At 71.6% G+C, this 16,737-nt stretch carries 17 protein-coding genes and 1 tRNA gene; 11 read left to right on the forward strand and 7 right to left on the reverse strand.

Features of this window, described 5'->3' with window-relative positions; genetic code table 11:
• Positions 1 to 6: 6 nt before the first annotated feature.
• The 4 genes from AB0I76_RS00845 to AB0I76_RS00860 form a co-directional block, all read right to left on the reverse strand.
• On the reverse strand, positions 7 to 465 hold the full coding sequence (locus AB0I76_RS00845) for a hypothetical protein (protein WP_357027872.1): 459 nt from the start codon (positions 463 to 465) through the stop codon (positions 7 to 9).
• 3 nt (positions 466 to 468) lie between these two features.
• A complete protein-coding gene (locus AB0I76_RS00850; RefSeq protein WP_357027876.1) occupies positions 469 to 2,904 on the reverse strand; it encodes a nitrate reductase in 2,436 nt (811 codons plus the stop codon).
• The gene (locus AB0I76_RS00855) at positions 2,897 to 3,430 is read right to left on the reverse strand and encodes an HPP family protein (protein ID WP_357027879.1); all 534 of its coding nucleotides are present in this window, start codon (positions 3,428 to 3,430) and stop codon (positions 2,897 to 2,899) included. Before AB0I76_RS00855 ends, AB0I76_RS00850 begins: the two co-directional genes overlap by 8 nt.
• A gap of 70 nt (positions 3,431 to 3,500) precedes the next feature.
• Positions 3,501 to 5,294: a thiamine pyrophosphate-requiring protein gene (locus tag AB0I76_RS00860; RefSeq protein ID WP_357027882.1), complete on the reverse strand. Its 1,794-nt coding sequence runs from the start codon at positions 5,292 to 5,294 to the stop codon at positions 3,501 to 3,503.
• Positions 5,295 to 5,607: 313 nt separating this feature from the next.
• On the opposite strand from AB0I76_RS00860, the gene AB0I76_RS00865 reads away from it, so the two are divergent.
• The 3 genes from AB0I76_RS00865 (at position 5,608) to AB0I76_RS00875 (ending at position 7,186) form a co-directional block, all read left to right on the forward strand.
• Complete coding sequence (locus AB0I76_RS00865) at positions 5,608 to 6,027, forward strand: STAS domain-containing protein (RefSeq protein WP_357027883.1); 420 nt, start codon at positions 5,608 to 5,610, stop codon at positions 6,025 to 6,027.
• 62 nt (positions 6,028 to 6,089) lie between these two features.
• A complete protein-coding gene (locus AB0I76_RS00870) occupies positions 6,090 to 6,428 on the forward strand; it encodes a hypothetical protein (protein WP_357027886.1) in 339 nt (112 codons plus the stop codon).
• 83 nt (positions 6,429 to 6,511) lie between these two features.
• Positions 6,512 to 7,186, forward strand: a complete 675-nt coding sequence (locus tag AB0I76_RS00875; RefSeq protein WP_357027889.1) for a DUF6766 family protein — start codon at positions 6,512 to 6,514, stop codon at positions 7,184 to 7,186.
• 22 nt (positions 7,187 to 7,208) lie between these two features.
• On the opposite strand, the gene AB0I76_RS00880 is transcribed toward AB0I76_RS00875, so the two are convergent.
• Positions 7,209 to 8,189, reverse strand: coding sequence for an AraC family transcriptional regulator (locus tag AB0I76_RS00880; RefSeq protein ID WP_357027892.1), 981 nt, complete (start codon positions 8,187 to 8,189; stop codon positions 7,209 to 7,211).
• 832 nt (positions 8,190 to 9,021) lie between these two features.
• On the opposite strand from AB0I76_RS00880, the gene AB0I76_RS00885 reads away from it, so the two are divergent.
• The 7 genes from AB0I76_RS00885 (at position 9,022) to AB0I76_RS00915 (ending at position 14,336) form a co-directional block, all read left to right on the forward strand.
• A complete protein-coding gene (locus tag AB0I76_RS00885) occupies positions 9,022 to 10,227 on the forward strand; it encodes an IS110 family transposase (protein ID WP_357027897.1) in 1,206 nt (401 codons plus the stop codon).
• Positions 10,228 to 10,428: 201 nt separating this feature from the next.
• Positions 10,429 to 10,504, forward strand: a tRNA-Arg gene (locus AB0I76_RS00890).
• Positions 10,505 to 10,807: 303 nt separating this feature from the next.
• The gene (locus AB0I76_RS00895; protein ID WP_357027901.1) at positions 10,808 to 11,542 is read left to right on the forward strand and encodes a YbaB/EbfC family nucleoid-associated protein; all 735 of its coding nucleotides are present in this window, start codon (positions 10,808 to 10,810) and stop codon (positions 11,540 to 11,542) included.
• A 101-nt stretch (positions 11,543 to 11,643) separates the two neighbouring features.
• Positions 11,644 to 11,967: a hypothetical protein gene (locus AB0I76_RS00900; RefSeq protein WP_357027904.1), complete on the forward strand. Its 324-nt coding sequence runs from the start codon at positions 11,644 to 11,646 to the stop codon at positions 11,965 to 11,967.
• Between the two features lie 16 nt (positions 11,968 to 11,983).
• On the forward strand, positions 11,984 to 12,799 hold the full coding sequence (locus AB0I76_RS00905) for a hypothetical protein (protein ID WP_357027907.1): 816 nt from the start codon (positions 11,984 to 11,986) through the stop codon (positions 12,797 to 12,799).
• Positions 12,799 to 13,347 (forward strand): hypothetical protein, encoded by a 549-nt coding sequence (locus AB0I76_RS00910; protein WP_357027910.1) that lies wholly within the window; start codon positions 12,799 to 12,801, stop codon positions 13,345 to 13,347. Before AB0I76_RS00905 ends, AB0I76_RS00910 begins: the two co-directional genes overlap by 1 nt.
• Before the next feature lie 17 nt (positions 13,348 to 13,364).
• Positions 13,365 to 14,336, forward strand: a complete 972-nt coding sequence (locus AB0I76_RS00915; protein WP_357027913.1) for a zinc-binding dehydrogenase — start codon at positions 13,365 to 13,367, stop codon at positions 14,334 to 14,336.
• A 10-nt stretch (positions 14,337 to 14,346) separates the two neighbouring features.
• Here the strand turns inward: AB0I76_RS00915 and AB0I76_RS00920 are convergent, their stop codons facing one another.
• Complete coding sequence (locus AB0I76_RS00920) at positions 14,347 to 15,000, reverse strand: class I SAM-dependent methyltransferase (RefSeq protein WP_357027916.1); 654 nt, start codon at positions 14,998 to 15,000, stop codon at positions 14,347 to 14,349.
• Positions 15,001 to 15,102: 102 nt separating this feature from the next.
• Positions 15,103 to 15,951, reverse strand: a complete 849-nt coding sequence (locus AB0I76_RS00925) for an SDR family oxidoreductase (protein ID WP_357027919.1) — start codon at positions 15,949 to 15,951, stop codon at positions 15,103 to 15,105.
• 149 nt (positions 15,952 to 16,100) lie between these two features.
• On the opposite strand from AB0I76_RS00925, the gene AB0I76_RS00930 reads away from it, so the two are divergent.
• Positions 16,101 to 16,472: a helix-turn-helix domain-containing protein gene (locus tag AB0I76_RS00930; protein ID WP_357027922.1), complete on the forward strand. Its 372-nt coding sequence runs from the start codon at positions 16,101 to 16,103 to the stop codon at positions 16,470 to 16,472.
• The last annotated feature ends 265 nt before the right edge of the window (positions 16,473 to 16,737 follow it).

A 16,737-nucleotide genomic window follows, 5' to 3' on the forward strand; every position in this document is an offset into this window, starting at 1 on the left:
CGCCCCTCAGTCGGCGACGACGAGCGCCTGGGGCGCGGCGGCCTTCATCCGGGTACGCAGCCACTTGAGCTGGATCGCGGTCTCTCCCTCGCACCGCTGTACGACCGCGAGCAGGTCCTCGTCGCGGACACCGTAGGCGGCCTGGCCGACGACGGTCCAGGCGATGTCGCACTCGGCGGCCATCAGGTACAGGTCCTGGAGATCCCGCAGGAGGCCGATGCCGCCGGTGCGGGTGCCGGTGAACAGTTGCGAGTGCAGCCGGTCGGGCTCGTCGGGCGCGTCCTCGGAGTAGCGGACGGCGAACGGTTGCAGTTGCTCGGCGTGGGCGTCGCAGCGCTGCGCCTGCTGCTGGCAGAGGTGCTGGATGTCGGGTTCCTCGGCGTGCGCGTCGGCGACCTGCCGGAACGCGTCGGCCAGGTTGACCTGCGCGCGGTGCAGCAGTCCGAGGTAGTGGGCGAGGTGCACGACTCACTCCTTCCCGCTGGTGGCCCGCGCCGTCGGCCCCCCGACGGTCGGTGGCACGCCGGCGTCCGCGAGCGGTGCGCTGCCGCCGACGGTCGGCGCCGGTGAGGGTACGCCCCGACCGTCGGCGAGTTTCGCCACCGCGACGGCCGCCACCTTGAACAGCGGCTGCTTGGACACCGGGTCCCAGGCGGTGATGGTCAGTTCGTTGGCGGCGCGGGGTGTGCGGTCGTCCGGGTCCTGGTCGAAGTAGCCGTAGTGGAACGGCACGAAGACGACGCCGGGGCGGATACCGCTGATGCGGGCGCGGGCCTCGATGCCGCCGCGCGCGGAGGAGATGCCGACCAGGTCGCCCTCGGTGATGCCGAGCCGGGCGGCGTCGGCCGGGTTGAGTTCCACCCACACATCCGGGGCGGCCCGGTCGAGCTGTGGGGCGCGGCCGGTCTTGGTGCGGGTGTGGAACTGGTAGACGGTGCGGCCGGTGGTGAGCAGCATCGGATGCTCGTCGTCGGGCACCTCCGGGGAGGGTTCGTAGTCGACGGCGTGCAGGAACGCCCGCCCCTCCGGCTCCTTCGCCCGGTACTCGGACTCGGTGAACTCCGCACCGGTGGCGAGGTCGTGGCCGTACGTCTCGCAGTAGTCGGGGTCGGTGTTGAACTGCCCGTCGGTGTAGAGGCGCTCGGCGCCGTCGGGGTGCTCCTCCGTGCAGGGCCACTGGATGCCGGAGCCGCCGCGCAGCCTGTCGTAGGTGATGCCGGTGTAGTCGCACGGCCGGCCTCGCGAGCACTCCTTCCACGCCTCGAACACCTCCTGCGGCCCGGTCCACGGGATCAGCGGCTGACCGTCGCGGTCGCGGAAGTCCATCCGGCGGGCGTAGTCGAGGAAGATGTCGAGGTCGGGCTTCGCTTCGCCGGGTGGGTCGACGGCCTTGTCGGAGATGTGCACCGTCCGGTCGACGCTGGTGAACGTGCCGGTCTTCTCCCCCCACGTGGCGGCGGGCAGCACGACATCGGCCAACTCGGCGGTCTCGGTGAGGAAGAGATCCTGGACCACCACGAACAGCTCCGGCCGGGCCAGGATCTGCCGGATTCGCCGCAGCTCCGGCAGCGAGACGGCCGGGTTGGTGGCGGAGATCCACAGGAGCTTGATCGAGCCCTGCTCGGCGTACCGGAAAATCTGCATGGCGTGCGTCGGTGGCGCCCAGTGCGGGATGGTGTCCACGTCGACGTTCCAGAGCCGGGCCAGTTCGGCGATGTGCGCGGTGTTCTCCCAGTTGCGCAGGCCGGGCAGGTCTCCGTCGGCCCCGGTCTCCCGGGTGTTCTGCGCGGTGGGCTGGCCGTTCATCTGATAGATCCCGGCACCGGGGCGGCCGATCATGCCCCGGATCAGGTGCAGGTTGTTGACGGCGCAGGCGGCGGCGGTGGCCTGGTTCGACTGGTAGAAGCCCTGCAGCACGGTCGACAGCAGCCGCTGCGAGGTGCCGAGCAGTTCGGCGGCCCGCTCCACGTCGGCCGCCGGCACGTCACAGATGTCGGCGACGCGGCGCGGTGGGTAGCCGTCGACGATCCGGCACATCTCCTCGAAGCCCAGGGTGTGCGCGTCGACGTAGTCGCGGTCGTACCAGCCCCGCCGGATGATCTCCCTCAGCAGGCCGTTCATCAGCGCCACGTTGGTGCCGTTACGCACGGCCAGGTGCAGGTCGGCCTCCCGGGCGACCGGGGTGGCCCGGGGGTCGACCGCCACCATCGCCGGTGGGTTGGGGCCGTGCCGGCGGTCCAGCATCCGCATCCACAGCACGGTCTGCGTCTCGGCGACGTTGTGTCCCCACAGCGCGATCGCGTCGCAGTGGTCCACGTCGGTGTACGAGCCGGGCTGCCCGTCGGTGCCGAAACTCGCCTTCATCGCCGCCGCCGCCGTCGCGGTGCACAACCGGGTGTTGCCGTCCATGTGCGGCGTGCCCAACCCGGCCTTGCCGATCACGCCGAGCGCGTAGTACTCCTCCAGGAACAGTTGGCCGCTGGTGTAGAAGCCGAAGTGACCCCATCCGCCCGGCCCGTCGAGGAGTTCCTTCGACCGGGCCACGATCCGCCCCATCGCGGTGTCCCAGTCCGTCTCGACCAGACGGTCACCGTCCCGGACCAGCGGCCGGGTCAGCCGGTCCGGGTTGTGGTTGGCCTGCCAGCCGTACAGGTCCTTCGGGTCGACACGACCCCGGTTGACCCGGTCCACCGCCCGGCCGCGTACCCCGACGATCCGCCCGTCGGCCACCGCGATGTCCAGCGCGTCGCCGTTGGAGTGCAGCACCGACGCCGACTGCACCCACCGGTCCACGTCGGCATCGGTACGCCCGTCGGCCAGATAGCGGTCCACCCGCACCGGCCACTCCTGCCCCGGCCCGTACGGGGTCCGCTCACCCCACGGGTCGGCGATCCGGTCAACCACGACGCGCTCCCTCCGACGACTGCCCAGGTGCCGCCCACACCGGCATCGGCCGGCCCGACAACCGCCCGTACAGCCAGTCAACGATCGTCACCAGCACCACCGCGCCGGCCGCGACGAGCAACTGGGTCGGTGTGGTCAACAGGCCCAGGCTCACGATCAGTGTGGTCGCGCCCGCCGGGGGATGTGACGCCTTCAGCAGCACCAGCACGAGCGCGGTCACCGCGAGCGACCCGGCCGCGGCGACGATTCGCGGCCCGCTCATCCCCTCCTGGAGCACCGGCGGGTTGTCGGTCAGCCTGCAGGCCACCAGGAATCCGTACCCGGCCAGCAGGGCCACCGCGTGCCCGATCAGGGTGTTGCGGGGTGACGACTCCGGTGAGTCCGGCTTTTCCACGTGCAGCATCACCGCCGGCCCCAGGCTGGGAAACAGCCATGGCTGACCGGTGAGGAGCGCGACCACCCCGGCGATCACCACCGCCAGCGCGCTGCCGGCGAAGGCATGCACCGACTGCCGGACCCGTGTCATCACACCCCTTTCTTCGTTCCTCGACCTGCCATTGACGTCTCCGGAATCCCGGTCGGCACACCTCCCGCCGTCACCGGGGGTCGTCGAAGCCCTCGGTGGCCCGTTCCCGGCGCAGGTGTGCCAGCGCCCGCCGGCCCAGGTCGGTGTCCTCCCGGGCGAGCGCCTGGTACATGGTGGCGACCTTGTCGTAGGGCTGGGCGGGAGGCAGCAGGGGGATCGCCGGGTCCACGATCGCCTCGATCAGCGTGGGCCGGTCCGCTGACAGGGCCTCGTCCCAGGCGGTGTCGACCTCCGTCGGCGTGGTGACCCGGAGGCCGTGCAGGCCCAGCAGCTCGGCCCAGCGGGCGTACGGGGCGTCGGGCAGGCGCTGGGAGTCGACGAAGCGGGGATCGCCCTCCATCTCCCGCTGCTCCCAGCTCACCTCCGCCAGATCGCGGTTGTGCAGCACCAGCACCACGAACCGCGGGTCCGCCCAGTCCCGCCACCGGTGCGCGACCGTGAGCAGTTCGGCCAGGCCGTTCATCTGCATCGCCCCGTCGCCCGCGAGTGCCACCACCGGGCGGTGCGGGGTGGCGAGTTTCGCGGCCAGCCCGTACGGCAGCGCCGAGCCCATCGAGGCCAGGGTGCTGGACAGGTGCGCGTCGACGCCGACGGGCAGCCGCAGATGCCGGGCGTACCAGTAGGTCACCGACCCGACGTCCACCGACACCTGCGCGTCGCCGGGCAGCCGGTCCGTGAGAGCGTGCAGGACGTACTGCGGGTTGAGCGGCTCGGCCTCGGCGGTGGCCCGGCGCCGGGCGATGTCGCGCCAGCGGGTCACCTCGCCCTCGACGCGCTCCCGCCAGCTCCGGTCGGACCTTGGTGTGAGCAGTGGCAGCAGGGCCCGGATGGTCTCGGCGGCGTCGCCGAGCAGCGGCACCTCCACCGGGTAGCGCATCCCCAGACGCCGGCCGTCGATGTCGACCTGCACCGCCCGGGCCTGGCCCGGCGCGGGGTAGAACTCCGACCAGGGATCGTTGCTGCCGACGATGAGCAGGGTGTCGCACTCGTTCATCAGCGTGCTGCTGGCGGTGCTGCCCAGGTGGCCCATCACGCCGGTGTGGAACGACAGAGCCTCGTCCAGCACCGGCTTGCCCAGCAGTGACGCCGTGATCCCGGCGCCGAGCGCCTCGGCCAGCTCCACCACCTCGGGCGCGGCGGCGCGGGCGCCCTGCCCGACGAGGATCGCCACCCGCCGCCCGGCGGTCAGCAGCTCCGCGGCGGCCCGGAGGTCGTCGGCGCGGGGCCGCAGTTCGGGCACCGGCAGACCGGGATTGGTCACCATGATCCCGTGTTCGTGGGCACCGAGGTCCGGAGCGGGGGCGGTCTGCACGTCGTGCGGCAGGATCACGCAGGTGGGGCTGCGGGTCGCCAGGGCCGTGCGGATCGCCCGGTCGAGCAGCATCGGCAACTGCTCCGGGGTGTACGCGGTCTGCACGAACTGCGCGCACACGTCGCCGTAGAGGCGGACCAGGTCGATCTCCTGCTGGTAGCCGCTACCCAGCACCGACGTCACCTGCTGGCCGACCAGCGCGAGCACCGGCTGGGAGTCCAGCCGGGCGTCGTAGAGGCCGTTGAGCAGGTGCACCGCGCCCGGTCCCTGGGTCGACAGGCACACGCCCAGCCCGCGGGTGTACTTGGCGTGGCCGCAGGCCATGAACGCGGCCGTCTCCTCGTGCCGGGCCTGCACGAACTCCGGCCGGCCGGCCCGGCGCAACGCCCCCATCACCCCGTCGATACCGTCGCCCGAATAGCCGAAGACCCGGTCCACACCCCAGTTCGTGAGCCGGGCCACCACCAGGTCCGACACCGTCGCGTCCGCCACCGCCGCCTCCTCGCCTCGGCCCCTCACCGCATCAGGCCGTACCCCGAACCGCCTCGTTGTACCGGACAGGCCGCATCTCGTCGGGTTCCTCGTCTTTGCGCCGCCGACCTGTCGGTGTCCGTCGGCTTTCACATGTCGCTCAACCTGGCCTGCGAACAACGGCCACATCGAAACTCGTACACCGCTCAACTGGTGTCCGCGGCGAACGTCGTGGGTATGGTGGTCTCCGGGTCAAGACATGTGCCCAGGTCCGCCGACCGCGCCGACGACGCGGGAGGATCCGACTCACCGATGCACCAGATCGGGAGGCGCCATGTCTATCCTCGAACAGCCGACTCGACACCGTGCTCGGGTCGCCAAACCGATCATGACGCTGGACCTGAACAGCGAGGGGCCGGTACCAGCTATCGCCGTTCGCGGTGAGGTCGACATGAGTACCGCCCACCTCATCGACGAGTTGGCCGCACACGTGATCGCCCGGCGACCCGCACGGTTGATCCTCGATCTGTCCCGGGTGACCTTCTTCAGCGCGCACGGCATCAGCGCCCTGCTGCGCACGCACCGTGCCGCCGCCTACGCCGGGGTCACGCTCACCCTGCACGATGCCGCCCCGTGCGTCACCCGCCTGCTGGCGGCGACCCGCGTCCGATTGAGCAGTACCGCGCCGACGGTGCGAGGCGGCGAGCCGGACCCGGTTGGGCGGCGTCGCGCGGGGGAAAGCAGCTCCGCATGAGGTTCGCAGGTGCGGCAGTGGGCGCATCCCTGGCCGTGATGACCGTGGCAGGCTGCGGGGCGGTGACCGATCGCGCTGACGCGGCCGCCGCTGTCACCACACGGATGCTGGACGCCGTCGCGGGGCGGGACGGCCCTGCCGCCTGTGCCGTGTTGGCTCCCGACACCGTCACCGAGCTGGAACAGTCCGCCGACAAGCCGTGCGCCGAGGCGATCCTGGCCGAGGATCTGCCCGAACCCGGGGCGGTCGTTGCCACCGACGTGTACGGGCAGCGTGCCCAGGTACGGCTGGACGGCGACACCGTCTTCCTTGCCGTCTTTCCCGGCGGCTGGCGCGTGGTCGCCGCCGGCTGCACCGCCCGAGGGGACAAGCCCTACGACTGCGGGCTGCAAGGAGGGTGAGCCATGCGATTGCAGTTCGTGCTGCTGCTGCTCGTGGTCGCCGTCGGCCTCGTCTACTTCACCGCGTTGGGGGTGCTGCACCGGTGAAGAAGTTCCTGCGCGAGAACTCCCTCGGCCTGGTCTTCGGTCTGCTGTTCCTCCTGTCACTGGTCGGTCAGGCGTTCGCCGGGCACGCCGACTTCAACCAGCGGCAACTCAGCGAGGGGCTGTCACCGGTGTCGCTCGGCCGGTACGTCACCTCGGCGAGCTTCGCCGTCGACGTCACCGAGAACTGGCAGTCGGAGTACCTGCAGTTCTTCCTCTACATCTTCCTCACCGTCTGGCTGCTGCAGAAAGGCTCACCCGAGTCGAAGGAACTCGACAAGGCCGGCCGCGAGTCCGACAAGGATCAGATGGTCGGCCCGTACGCCACTGACACCTCTCCTGCCTGGGCCCGGGTCGGAGGCCTGCGGCATGCCCTGTTCTCCCGCTCGCTGGGCCTGGTCATGGGCGTGATCTTCCTGCTGTCCTGGCTGGCCCAGTCCATCACCGGGGTCGCCGCCTACAACGAGCAGCAGCTCGCCAATCTCCAGGACCCGGTGTCCTGGGGCGAGTACCTGCTGCAACCCGACTTCTGGAACCGCACCCTGCAGAACTGGCAGTCCGAGCTGCTGGCCGTGACGTCGATGGTGGTCCTGTCCATCTATCTGCGGCAGCGGGGATCCTCGCAGTCCAAGCCGGTCGGCGCCGCCCACTCCGCTACTGGAGTGGAGGGCTGAGCAGCGGCGATGCGGCTGGGTGTCAGGTGCGCAGTGTGTGGCTGGGGCTGCAGCCGTAGGCGGCGCGGTAGTCGGTGCTGAAGCGCCCGGGGTGGGTGAAGCCCCACCGTCTGGCGATCATCGTGACCGTGGCGCCGGTGGTCGGGTCGGCGGCCTGCAGGTCGCGGTGCGCGCGTTCGAGGCGGACCTGGCGGGCGTACCGCATCGGGGTGGTGTCGTGGTGGCGGCGGAACGCGAGTTGCAGCGCGCGGGGGCGCACGCCGGCTGCGGCGGCGACCTGCTCGACCGTGATCGGCTGGTCGGCGTGGTCGTCGACGTAGGCCACGGCTCGGCGTAACGCCAGTGGAGTGACCTCGCCGGCGGCCCGCAGGGCCGTGGCGTGCGCGGTGTTGGGGAACACGGCCAGGGTCGTCGCCGCGAGCAGGTGGCGGGTGTTGGCGGCGACCAGCGGGTTGGCCATGAGGGCGGGGTCGGCCAGCACGCTGCGGGTCAGGTGAGAGACCGTCTGCGTCCAGTGCCGCCCGAGCGCTGCCGAGATCGGCCGGGAGCTGTCGAAGCGCAGGTCCGCGCCGCTGATGCCGGTCTGCGCGTGGGCGACCTCTTCGAGCAGGGCGCGGGAAAGGCGGGTGGTGAACGAGTCGACGTCGTCGAACTCGGCTTCCTGGGGCTGATCCGGCAGCATCAACACCACATCGCCGGGCCGTAGCCGGTACTCGTCCTTGGCCCTGGCGATGGTGAAGCGGCCGGTCATCAGGTGGGTGATGGTCAGGTCCCCGTTCGGGGCAGTGCCGACCTGGGTGCGCGCCGAATAGTGCAGCCGGGTCACACCGATGTCGGCGAGGCTGGTGGTGATGGTGCGCAGGCCGGCTCCGTCGCGGCTTTCGCCGGAGAACCGCACGTTGACGTCGAAGAAGGCTCGCCGGATGTAGGCGTGTGCCTCGTCGGTGTCGCCGGTGGCGTAGCGCTGCCAGTGCGAGCCGGAGTAGACCGTGCCATCTGTCATGTCCACGCCTCTCCCGCCCCATACTCGGCGACCGTTCTATCCACGATACGCATTACCTTCGCGGCAGGCGCAGTGCGCTGTCCGCCCCCATGGCGGTACGGCCCCGGCCGCGGATATGCAGCAGGTAGATCGCCGCGTCCGGCCGTTGCCGGGGCGATCCGGCGGGTGCCCTTGGTCAAGCAGTCGGGCAAGGGCACCCGCGTCCCACCGTTCGCGTCCGCGTCGCTGGCAGGGGCGGGCCGGATGTGTCGTTAACCAGCAGCAGGTGTCGACCTGCCCGCGCTGGAGTCCGCCCACCACCTCGGCCAGCCCGGTCGGCGCGGTGCCGTCCCGGGCCTGGGTCGGTCTCCTCCGCGTGCCGGACCAGACCGGATCCGCGAAGGTTGTCCTGCCGGCCGAGCGGCAGTTGGATGGCCGATCGCCACTTCGCCTGCGGCCGTTGGCTTCTCCCGTGGAGCCGGTGCGGATGCCGCATGGTTCGCTACCGGTGACCGTCCCCAGGTCGGGGCAGACCGTAACGCCCGCCTGAGGTGTCGGCGTGACCCCCGGCGTCCGACCCCAACGGCTTCGGACTCCGGGAGTCCGTCCAAACCCGCAACGGACATCGAAGTAAGTCGTTTGCTGGGTTGGACCCGGAGGGTCGGGTGACTGTCTGGGTGTGTGCTGCCGATGTCATGGCCAGCTTGGAGTAGGACGCCCCGGCCCTCGCTGATGACCGCTGTGTCAGCACTGGATGGAGACTTGCGACCGATCGCCCTTTCCGAAGTTGTGGCTACTGAACCGCGGCGGGTCCACGCCCCTTGACCAGCACGAGCGAGAAGGGTGATGCCCGATGGGCAGCCTGTGGGCCGGCGTCGACGTCGGCAAGACCCACCACCACGTGTGCGTCGTCGACGACGACGGCACCGTAGTTCTGTCCGAGAAGATCCCCAACGACCAGCACGCGATCTCTGGCATCGTCGGGCGGCTCGGTAAGCGGCGCAAGCCGATCACCTGGGCTATCGACCTTCGCGGCGGGCCGGCGTCGCTGCTGCTGGCGGTCCTGTTCGATCGAGGTGCGGACGTGCGCTATGTCAGCGGCACGGTCACCTCGCGGATGGCGGAGGCGTTCCACGGCGAACGCAAGACCGACGCCCACGACGCCTACGTCATCGCCCAGACCCTACGCATGCGCGGCGATCTACCGGCCCTCACCGTGGCTGACGGGGTGCAGCAGCAGTTGAAGCTGCTTGTCTCCCGCCGCCTCGACCTGGTCGCCGACCGGGTCCGCCTCACCGCCCGCATCCAGGACCTCCTCACCATGATCAGCCCCGCCCTGGAGAAGGCACTGAACCTGAGTAGCAAAGGTGCGCTGCGGCTCCTCGCGCAGTGGCAGACCCCCGCCGGACTGCGCCGCGCCGGCGAAGCCCGCATCCTGGCCTACCTGCGTCAGCACGGTGTCCGGGCAGCCAAGGCCCTCGCCGCCAAAGTCCTCACCGCCGCGCGCACGCAGACCGTCTCCGTCGCCGGGGAGGCCACTGCGGCCGCGATCGTGGCCCAGATGGCCACCGACCTGGAAGCGGTCAACGACCGCATCACCGCCATCGAGGAAACCATCGCCGCTGTCGTCGCCGCCCACGAGCTGGGTGAGATCGTCACCAGCCTGCCCGGCATCGGCACCACCCTCGCCGCCGAGTTCCTCGCCCACGCCGGGACCCTCACCACCTACGCCAGCCCCGCGGCACTCGCTGCCCACGCCGGCCTCGCCCCGATCTCCCGCGATTCGGGACGACGGCAGGGCCATCAGGTTCGGCCCCACCGCTACCACCGTGGTCTGCGCCGGGTGTTCAGCATGTCCAGCTTCGCCGCCCTGACCCACTGCCCACGATCACGCGCCTACTACGACAAGAAACGAGCTGAAGGAAAGACCCACCGTCAAGCCACCGCCGCCCTGTCCAGACAACGCCTCAACGTCCTCTGGGCCTGCATCCGCGACAAGACCCCCTACCAGCCCAAACAACCAAGATCAGCAGAGGTGGCGCTGTGCGAAGTCGCGTAGAGACTCCCTCCAGCCGGTGCCAACCGGGGTGAACCGGTGCCAACGTGGGTCACCCGGGGCGACCGCCGGTCGCAGACCGGGGTTCGTGTGCTCGGGGTGTGCTCCTGGGCTGCGACAACGGCGGTCCGGGGAACGTGGGTGAACCCGTGCCACTCCCTGCCACCCCAGGTGAACCCCCAGGTCGCTAGACTAGGCCCTCGCGCCCTCGTAGCTCAGGGGATAGAGCATCGGTTTCCTAAACCGTGTGTCGCAGGTTCGAATCCTGCCGGGGGCACCAGGTCACAGCCTTGATCACCGATCACGCTTCCGCCTTCGAGGCTTCCGGGTCCGCGGCGTACCCGATCGCTTCGCCCCTTTGCCCCGCTCGCGTCCAGGTGGGGGACGACCTCCGCATCCCGTCCCTCGACCGCCCGGCGTAGTGGCGGATCGTCACGCTGGCACGCCACCCGGAGTCCGCAATCCGGCTCGTGTGAGTGGCCCGCACGAATCTCGCCGGGTGACCCGGAAGCCGCCGCACGGGTTCACCCCGGGAGCCCGGAGCCGATACCGTGCGGGGTCGAGAGGCGACACGGGGGGACATGTGCGACAGGGTGGCTACTTCGACGTGGACGTGGTGAAAGCCCTACAGCGCGACGCGACCGCACTCGTCGGCGAGTTCGTGGCGTTGATGGGGCGGGTCCGGGACTCCGCCGGAGCCGATGGCGCGGCCATTGTGGAGCTGGACCACGCCGGGCTGGTGTCCGGTGTGGAGCTGGTGCCGGACTGGCGTACCACGGTGGGACCGCAGGGGCTGCCGGAGACGGTCCTGGCCGCCGTCCGGCAGGCCATGGTGGCCCGCGCGTCCGCTGAGGCGGTCGTCGCCGTCGGCGACCCGGTCGACGGCGGGAAGGGTGCGGGTGATGCGGTTCCGGGTGATCCCGGTTCGCCCGAGTCGGTTGGCAATCTGCGTGACCTGCTGGCGGTGCTCGATCGCTTTGACGCCGAGCTCGCTTCTGCCGCCGACGCAGAGCCGGTGGAGGGGGCGGCCGAGGTGCCGCCCGTGCCGGAGGTGGCGGGCAGCAGCCCGAACGGCACCGTCACGGCCCGCATGACCGAGGACGGGTCCCCGGTCGCCATCGAGGTCGACCCGGACTGGTTGCACGCGGCGTCGGACGAGCGGATCGGCCGGGCGCTGCGGGACGCGCTGTACGACGCCCAGCGGCAGACGTCCCCGCCGTCGGGCGGCGCCGACGGCGCCTCGACCGCGAGCGCCGAGCTGCGCCGGCTGACCGAGCGTCCGGAGGTACTGCTCCGCAAGCTCGGGCTGATCCGCTGACCGCACACCGGCGACCTACGCCGACAAGGGCAGCCCACGGCTAACACGAAGAGACACGACAGAAGGCCGAACACCGAGGACGAGACGGGAAGACGGTACGGATGACCACACCCACAGGGGAGCAGTTGGTCGCCTCGATCGAGGCGCTGCACACCGACGCCGGCCGCTGGTACGAGATGGCCGACCAGTTGGAGGCGGCCGCGGAGGACGCCGCCGGGCTGGTGCTGAGCACGTTCCACTTCTCGGGCCTGGGGCACCTGCTCGGCATCGACGCGTTGTACGAGGAGTTCCAGCAGGCCGTCGTCGCTCTGCTCCGGCAGGGTGCCACGAACTTCGAGAGTGTCGGTGGCGCGTTGCGGGCCGCCGCGGAGGGCTATCAGCAGGACGAGGTGGACAACCTCCACCGACTCCGGAACATCTACTGACACCGAGGCGGCAGGAATGTCCTTTCCCGTACCCACCGCGCCGATCGCCATGGGGATCCAGGAGTTCCAGGAACTCGTCGACCGGGTCGAGCGCTACATGGCCCAGGTCGAGAAGAACGTGCAGCGCCTGTTCGACAACTGCAACCGGGCCGTCCTCCTGCTGCCGGGCTTCCTCGCCGAGGAGATCCCGCCCCGACTGGAGCGGCTCCGGGACCTGACCCGGCGGTTGTTCATGGAGATGATCAAGGTGACCGCCAACCCGGGCTGGCCACCGGCGATCCTCTCGGCGTCGGACGACTGGACCTCCCGCGTCGGTGGCCCGGTCAGCGGGCTGGCCGCCCGGCTGACGCCTGACCAGATGCGCAGCGACAACAAGTGGGAGGGCGCGGCCGCCGACGCGTACGCGGAGATGCTGCCCACCCAGAAGGCCGCCGTCGAGGGCATCAAGCAGATGACCGACGTGCTCGGCAGCAGCCTGACGAAGATCGGCTGGGGCATCATCGCGCTGTGGGCCGGTCTCGCCATCGCCACGGCCGCGTTCGTGGCCGAACTCGTCGCCGAGGTGGGAGCCGCCGCGACCGTGGTGGGTGCCCCGCCGGCCGCCGGGGCCGCGGCGCTCTCCACCGCCAAGGTCGTTGCGCTCGTCGGTGCCACCATCACGGCCTTCCTGACCTACGTGGCACTCACCGCCGACTCGTTGAGCACCATGCGGCAGAAGCTCGCCGGCCACGAGGCGTACCCGGGAGGGGCCTGGCCGCGCTCCACCACGAGCGACATCGAGGACGGCAGCCTCTCCGACGGCGACGGGACCGACTGGCGGTTGAAGCTCTGATGAGTCACCCGTACCCGGGCACGCAACCGGCCGGCGGTCCCCTCGCGCCGGCCGCGATGGCCGCACTCCGCCGCATGTTCGTCCTCTTCGCGGTCCTGAACGGCGTGTTGCTACTGGGCGCGACCGGTGTCCTCGTGCTGTCGGTCTCGTCGGCGGCGGGCGGGCGGCGCTTCGTCCTGCCGGCGGTGCCGGGCAGCCTCGGCGCGGTGGTGGCACTCGGCGTGACGACGCTGGCCGCGGTGGTCGCCGCCGGGGCCTGCCGACCCGGGGGACTGGACGGCAACCTGCTCGGCGTGGCCCGCCGCCTCGGTCTGGCCGCGCAGGTCGTCGCCGTCATGGCGGCCCTGTTCGCCGTCGGTGCCGGTGCGATCCTCGCGGCCGGCGAATCGTCGGCGCTCGCGATCGGGTTCGGCGTCGGGGTCCCGACCGCGCTGGTCGCCTTCCTGGCCGGCACGGTCCGTCGGTCCGCCACGCGAGCCGCCGGTCCCGACCAGGACCGGCCCGGCGACGGGGCCGCACGCGGAACCCTTGACCTCGACCGAGGTTGAGGTTGTCGGATGGTCGCATGCGCGCGATCCGGCTCCACGAATTCGGCCCTGCGACCAACCTGGTCCTCGACGAGCTGCCCGACCTCGCACCCGGCCCGGGCCAGGTGCGCGTCGCCGTCGAGGCCAGCGGGGTGCACCTGCTCGACACCACCCTGCGTCGGGGCGAGGCGGGCGGCCCGCTCCCGTTGCCGGAGCTGCCCACCGTTCCGGGCCGCGAGGTCGCGGGTGTCGTCGACGAACTGGGTGCGGGCGTCGACGAGTCGTGGCGCGGCGAGCGGGTGGTGGCACACCTCGGCATGGTCCCCGGCGGGTACGCCGAGCAGGCGGTGACCGACGTCGGGACGCTGATCCGCGTACCCGGGACTCTGAGCTTCGCCCAGGCGGTGGCCGCGGTCGGCACGGGCCGGACCGCCCTCGGCGTCGTGGAGCTGGAGCGGCCGACGCCGGACGACGTGGTCTTCGTGCCCTCGGCGGCGGGCGGCGTGGGCTGGCTGCTGGTCCAGGCCGCGCGGCACGCCGGCGCCACGGTGGTGGCGGCGGCGCGTGGCGCCGACCGCACCGCGAAGGTACGCGACCTCGGCGCCGACCTGGTGGTGGACTACGGGCTGCCGGACTGGCCGGATCGGGTACGCGAGCACAGCGGCGGGCCGACCCTCGTGTGGGACGGCGTGGGTGGCGCGGTCGGACGGGCCGCGCTGGAGCTGCTGCGGCCCGGCGGCCGGTTCATGATGTTCGGCTGGTCCTCCGGCGAGGCGACCGCGATCGGTACGGCCGACCTGGTCGGCCGGGGGATCACCGCCGGCTGGCTGGGGCAGCGGATGCGCGCCCTGCCCGGCGGCATCCCCGGGCTCGCCGGCCGCTCGGTCGAGCTGGCCGGGCGTGGCTGGTGGCGGCCACTGGTGACGACCTACCCCCTGGCCGACGCGGCGACCGCCCACGCGGACCTGGAAGGCCGTCGGGCCCCCGGCAAGGTGGTGCTCACGACGTGACGGTGGCGGCTCAGCCCGCGTCGGTGGGCTTGCGGGCGAGAAGGTACGCCTGCGGCGTCTCCTCGGTGTGCGTCGGGTGGGCCTCCGGCTCCCGGACCAGCCGGACCCGGACCGGCAGGCCGGCCCGGGCGAGCAGGTCGGCGACCGCGTCGGGGCGTCGCCGGTGGAAGGTGAGCGCGACCGGGGCGCCGAACATCACCGTCGGGCGGCGCGGTTCGTCGCCGACCTGGAAGGCGAGCGCGAGGTGACCACCGGGGACCAGCACCCGGTGGAACTCGGCGAGGACCGCCGGCAGGACGTCGTCCGGGACGTGGATCACCGAGTACCAGGCCACGACCCCGCCGAGGCTGGCGTCGGGCACGTCGAGGGCGGTCATCGAGCCCTCGACGAACCGCAGCTCCGGGTACGCGCGTCGAGCGGCGGCCACCATGCCCGGCGAAAGGTCGACGCCGGAGACGTCCAGTCCCCGCTGGTCCAGGTACGCGGTGACCCGGCCTGGACCGCAGCCCACGTCCAGCACCGGCCCCCGGACGATCCGGGCGTACGCGTCGAGGAAGGCGCCGTCCCACAGGTTGTCCGCCAACTCCTCGCCGAACAGTTCGGTGTACGGCTCGGCGACGGCGTCGTAGGCGGCCCGGGTGTCGCGCAGGAAGTCCTCGGTCATGCGACCGGACGGTACCGGTGCACCGGGTGCCGGACCGCAGCGCCTGTCAAGGAGGGCCCCCTGTACAACGCCAGGCGTTAACGGGGGCCCTTCCTTTCGCCGTCAGAGGGCGGCGCGGATCGCCTCGGCCAGGGTGGTCGGCTTCCGGCCGATCAGCCGCTCCAGGTCGTCGCCGGCCACCTCCAGCTCACCGGCGGCGGCGCCCCGGTCCCCGTCGGCGAGCACGGCCGCGAACGGCTCGGGCATGCCCGTGCCGACCAGCACCTCGACGTACTTCTCCACCGGCAGGTCGGTGTAGGTGACGTCCTTCCCGGTCTGCCGGGACAGCTCGCCCGCCAGCTCGGCCATGGTGAACGGGGCGCCGCCCAGCTCGTAGACCTTCCCGGCGTGGCCCTCGGTGGTGAGGACCGCGGCGGCGGCCTCGGCGTAGTCGGCGCGGCCGGCGGCGCTGATCCGGCCGTCCCCAGCCGCGCCGATCACGCCGTGCTCCAGGTACGTGGGGATCTGCGGCAGGTAGTTCTCGAAGTACCAGCTGTTGCGCAGGAAGACGTACGGCAGGCCGGACGCTTCGATCTCCTGCTCGGTGGCGCGGTGCTCGACGGCCAGGGTGAGGCTGGAGGTGTCGGCCTTCGGAATGCTGGTGTAGGCGACCAGTTCGACGCCGGCGTCCTTGGCGGCGGCGACCACGGTGCGGGCCTGCGCGACCCGCCGGCCCAGCTCGTTGCCGGAGACGAACATGAGCTTCTCCGCACCGGCGAACGCGGCGCGCAGCGAGTCGGCGTCGTTGTAGTCCGCCTGTCGGACGGTGACCCCACGGTCGGCGAGGTCGGCGAGGCGGCTGGTGTCCCGGCCGAGCGCCACGATCTGCTCGCCGGGGACACCCCGGTCCAGCAGCGAGGTGACGATGAGGCGGCCCAGGTGGCCGGTGGCTCCGGTGACGACGACGGACATGGCGCAACTCCCGGTGCGTGCGGTGGGGCTGCGGCGACGCGGCCCCGGGGCGGGTCTGACGACAGCTCCAACCGGAACACCTCCGCCTCACTTCCCGTTGGAGAGTAGGCACCTTGAAGTGCGTAGGGCACCTGAGGGAGAGTAAACAAGTGGAACCCGACCTCTACGACCGAAAGTGCGGAAGCCGGCAGGTCCTGGACCGCATCGGTGACCGGTGGAGCGTGCTGGTCGTGCTCACCCTGGCCGGCGGCACCAAGCGCTACGGCGAGCTGGCCCAGCGCATCGACGGGGTGAGCCAGAAGATGCTCACCCAGACCCTGCGGGCCCTGGAACGGGACGGCCTCGTCACCCGCACCGCGCACGCCACCGTGCCGCCCCGGGTCGACTACGCCCTCACCGACCTGGGCCGGAGCCTGCTCGACCTGCTCTCCGGTCTGAGGTCCTGGGCCACCACCCACCTGGACGAGGTGGAGGCCGCCCGGGCCCGCTACGACGCCGGCGCTTCGAGCGGACGGATGTAACGAATTTCGGTCGTAATGCGCTGCGCCGGCAGCGCGAGCGGTTCCCATTTCCCGGGAATAGGCTCCGATGTATCGACGGCCGGCGCACATCCCGGCCGTCGTGTGCCGGGGATCGGACGCGATCGAGGGGGCGCGTCCGACTCGGCGCGAGCGTCTGGGACCTTCCGGACGGGTCCGAGGAGCTGCCCTGACCCGTCCTGCCGGTCGGCCCGCCGGGGTCGCGGGCCGTCGGGTGGGACGGGACGCGACGGCGGCCGGCGGGACC

The sequence above is a fragment of the Micromonospora sp. NPDC049799 genome (assembly GCF_040656655.1).
GTDB lineage: Bacteria > Actinomycetota > Actinomycetes > Mycobacteriales > Micromonosporaceae > Micromonospora.

Bases quoted from the DNA above. Each gene is read 5' to 3' on its own strand.
- AB0I76_RS00920 (WP_357027916.1), bottom strand. From the start codon at position 15,000: ATGACCGAGGACTTCCTGCGCGACACCCGGGCCGCCTACGACGCCGTC.
- AB0I76_RS00915 (WP_357027913.1), top strand. From the start codon at position 13,365: ATGCGCGCGATCCGGCTCCACGAATTCGGCCCTGCGACCAACCTGGTC.
- AB0I76_RS00880 (WP_357027892.1), bottom strand. From the start codon at position 8,189: ATGACAGATGGCACGGTCTACTCCGGCTCGCACTGGCAGCGCTACGCC.
- AB0I76_RS00905 (WP_357027907.1), top strand. From the start codon at position 11,984: ATGTCCTTTCCCGTACCCACCGCGCCGATCGCCATGGGGATCCAGGAG.
- AB0I76_RS00865 (WP_357027883.1), top strand. From the start codon at position 5,608: ATGTCTATCCTCGAACAGCCGACTCGACACCGTGCTCGGGTCGCCAAA.
- AB0I76_RS00925 (WP_357027919.1), bottom strand. From the start codon at position 15,951: ATGTCCGTCGTCGTCACCGGAGCCACCGGCCACCTGGGCCGCCTCATC.
- AB0I76_RS00855 (WP_357027879.1), bottom strand. From the start codon at position 3,430: ATGACACGGGTCCGGCAGTCGGTGCATGCCTTCGCCGGCAGCGCGCTG.
- AB0I76_RS00885 (WP_357027897.1), top strand. From the start codon at position 9,022: ATGGGCAGCCTGTGGGCCGGCGTCGACGTCGGCAAGACCCACCACCAC.
- AB0I76_RS00900 (WP_357027904.1), top strand. From the start codon at position 11,644: ATGACCACACCCACAGGGGAGCAGTTGGTCGCCTCGATCGAGGCGCTG.
- AB0I76_RS00910 (WP_357027910.1), top strand. From the start codon at position 12,799: ATGAGTCACCCGTACCCGGGCACGCAACCGGCCGGCGGTCCCCTCGCG.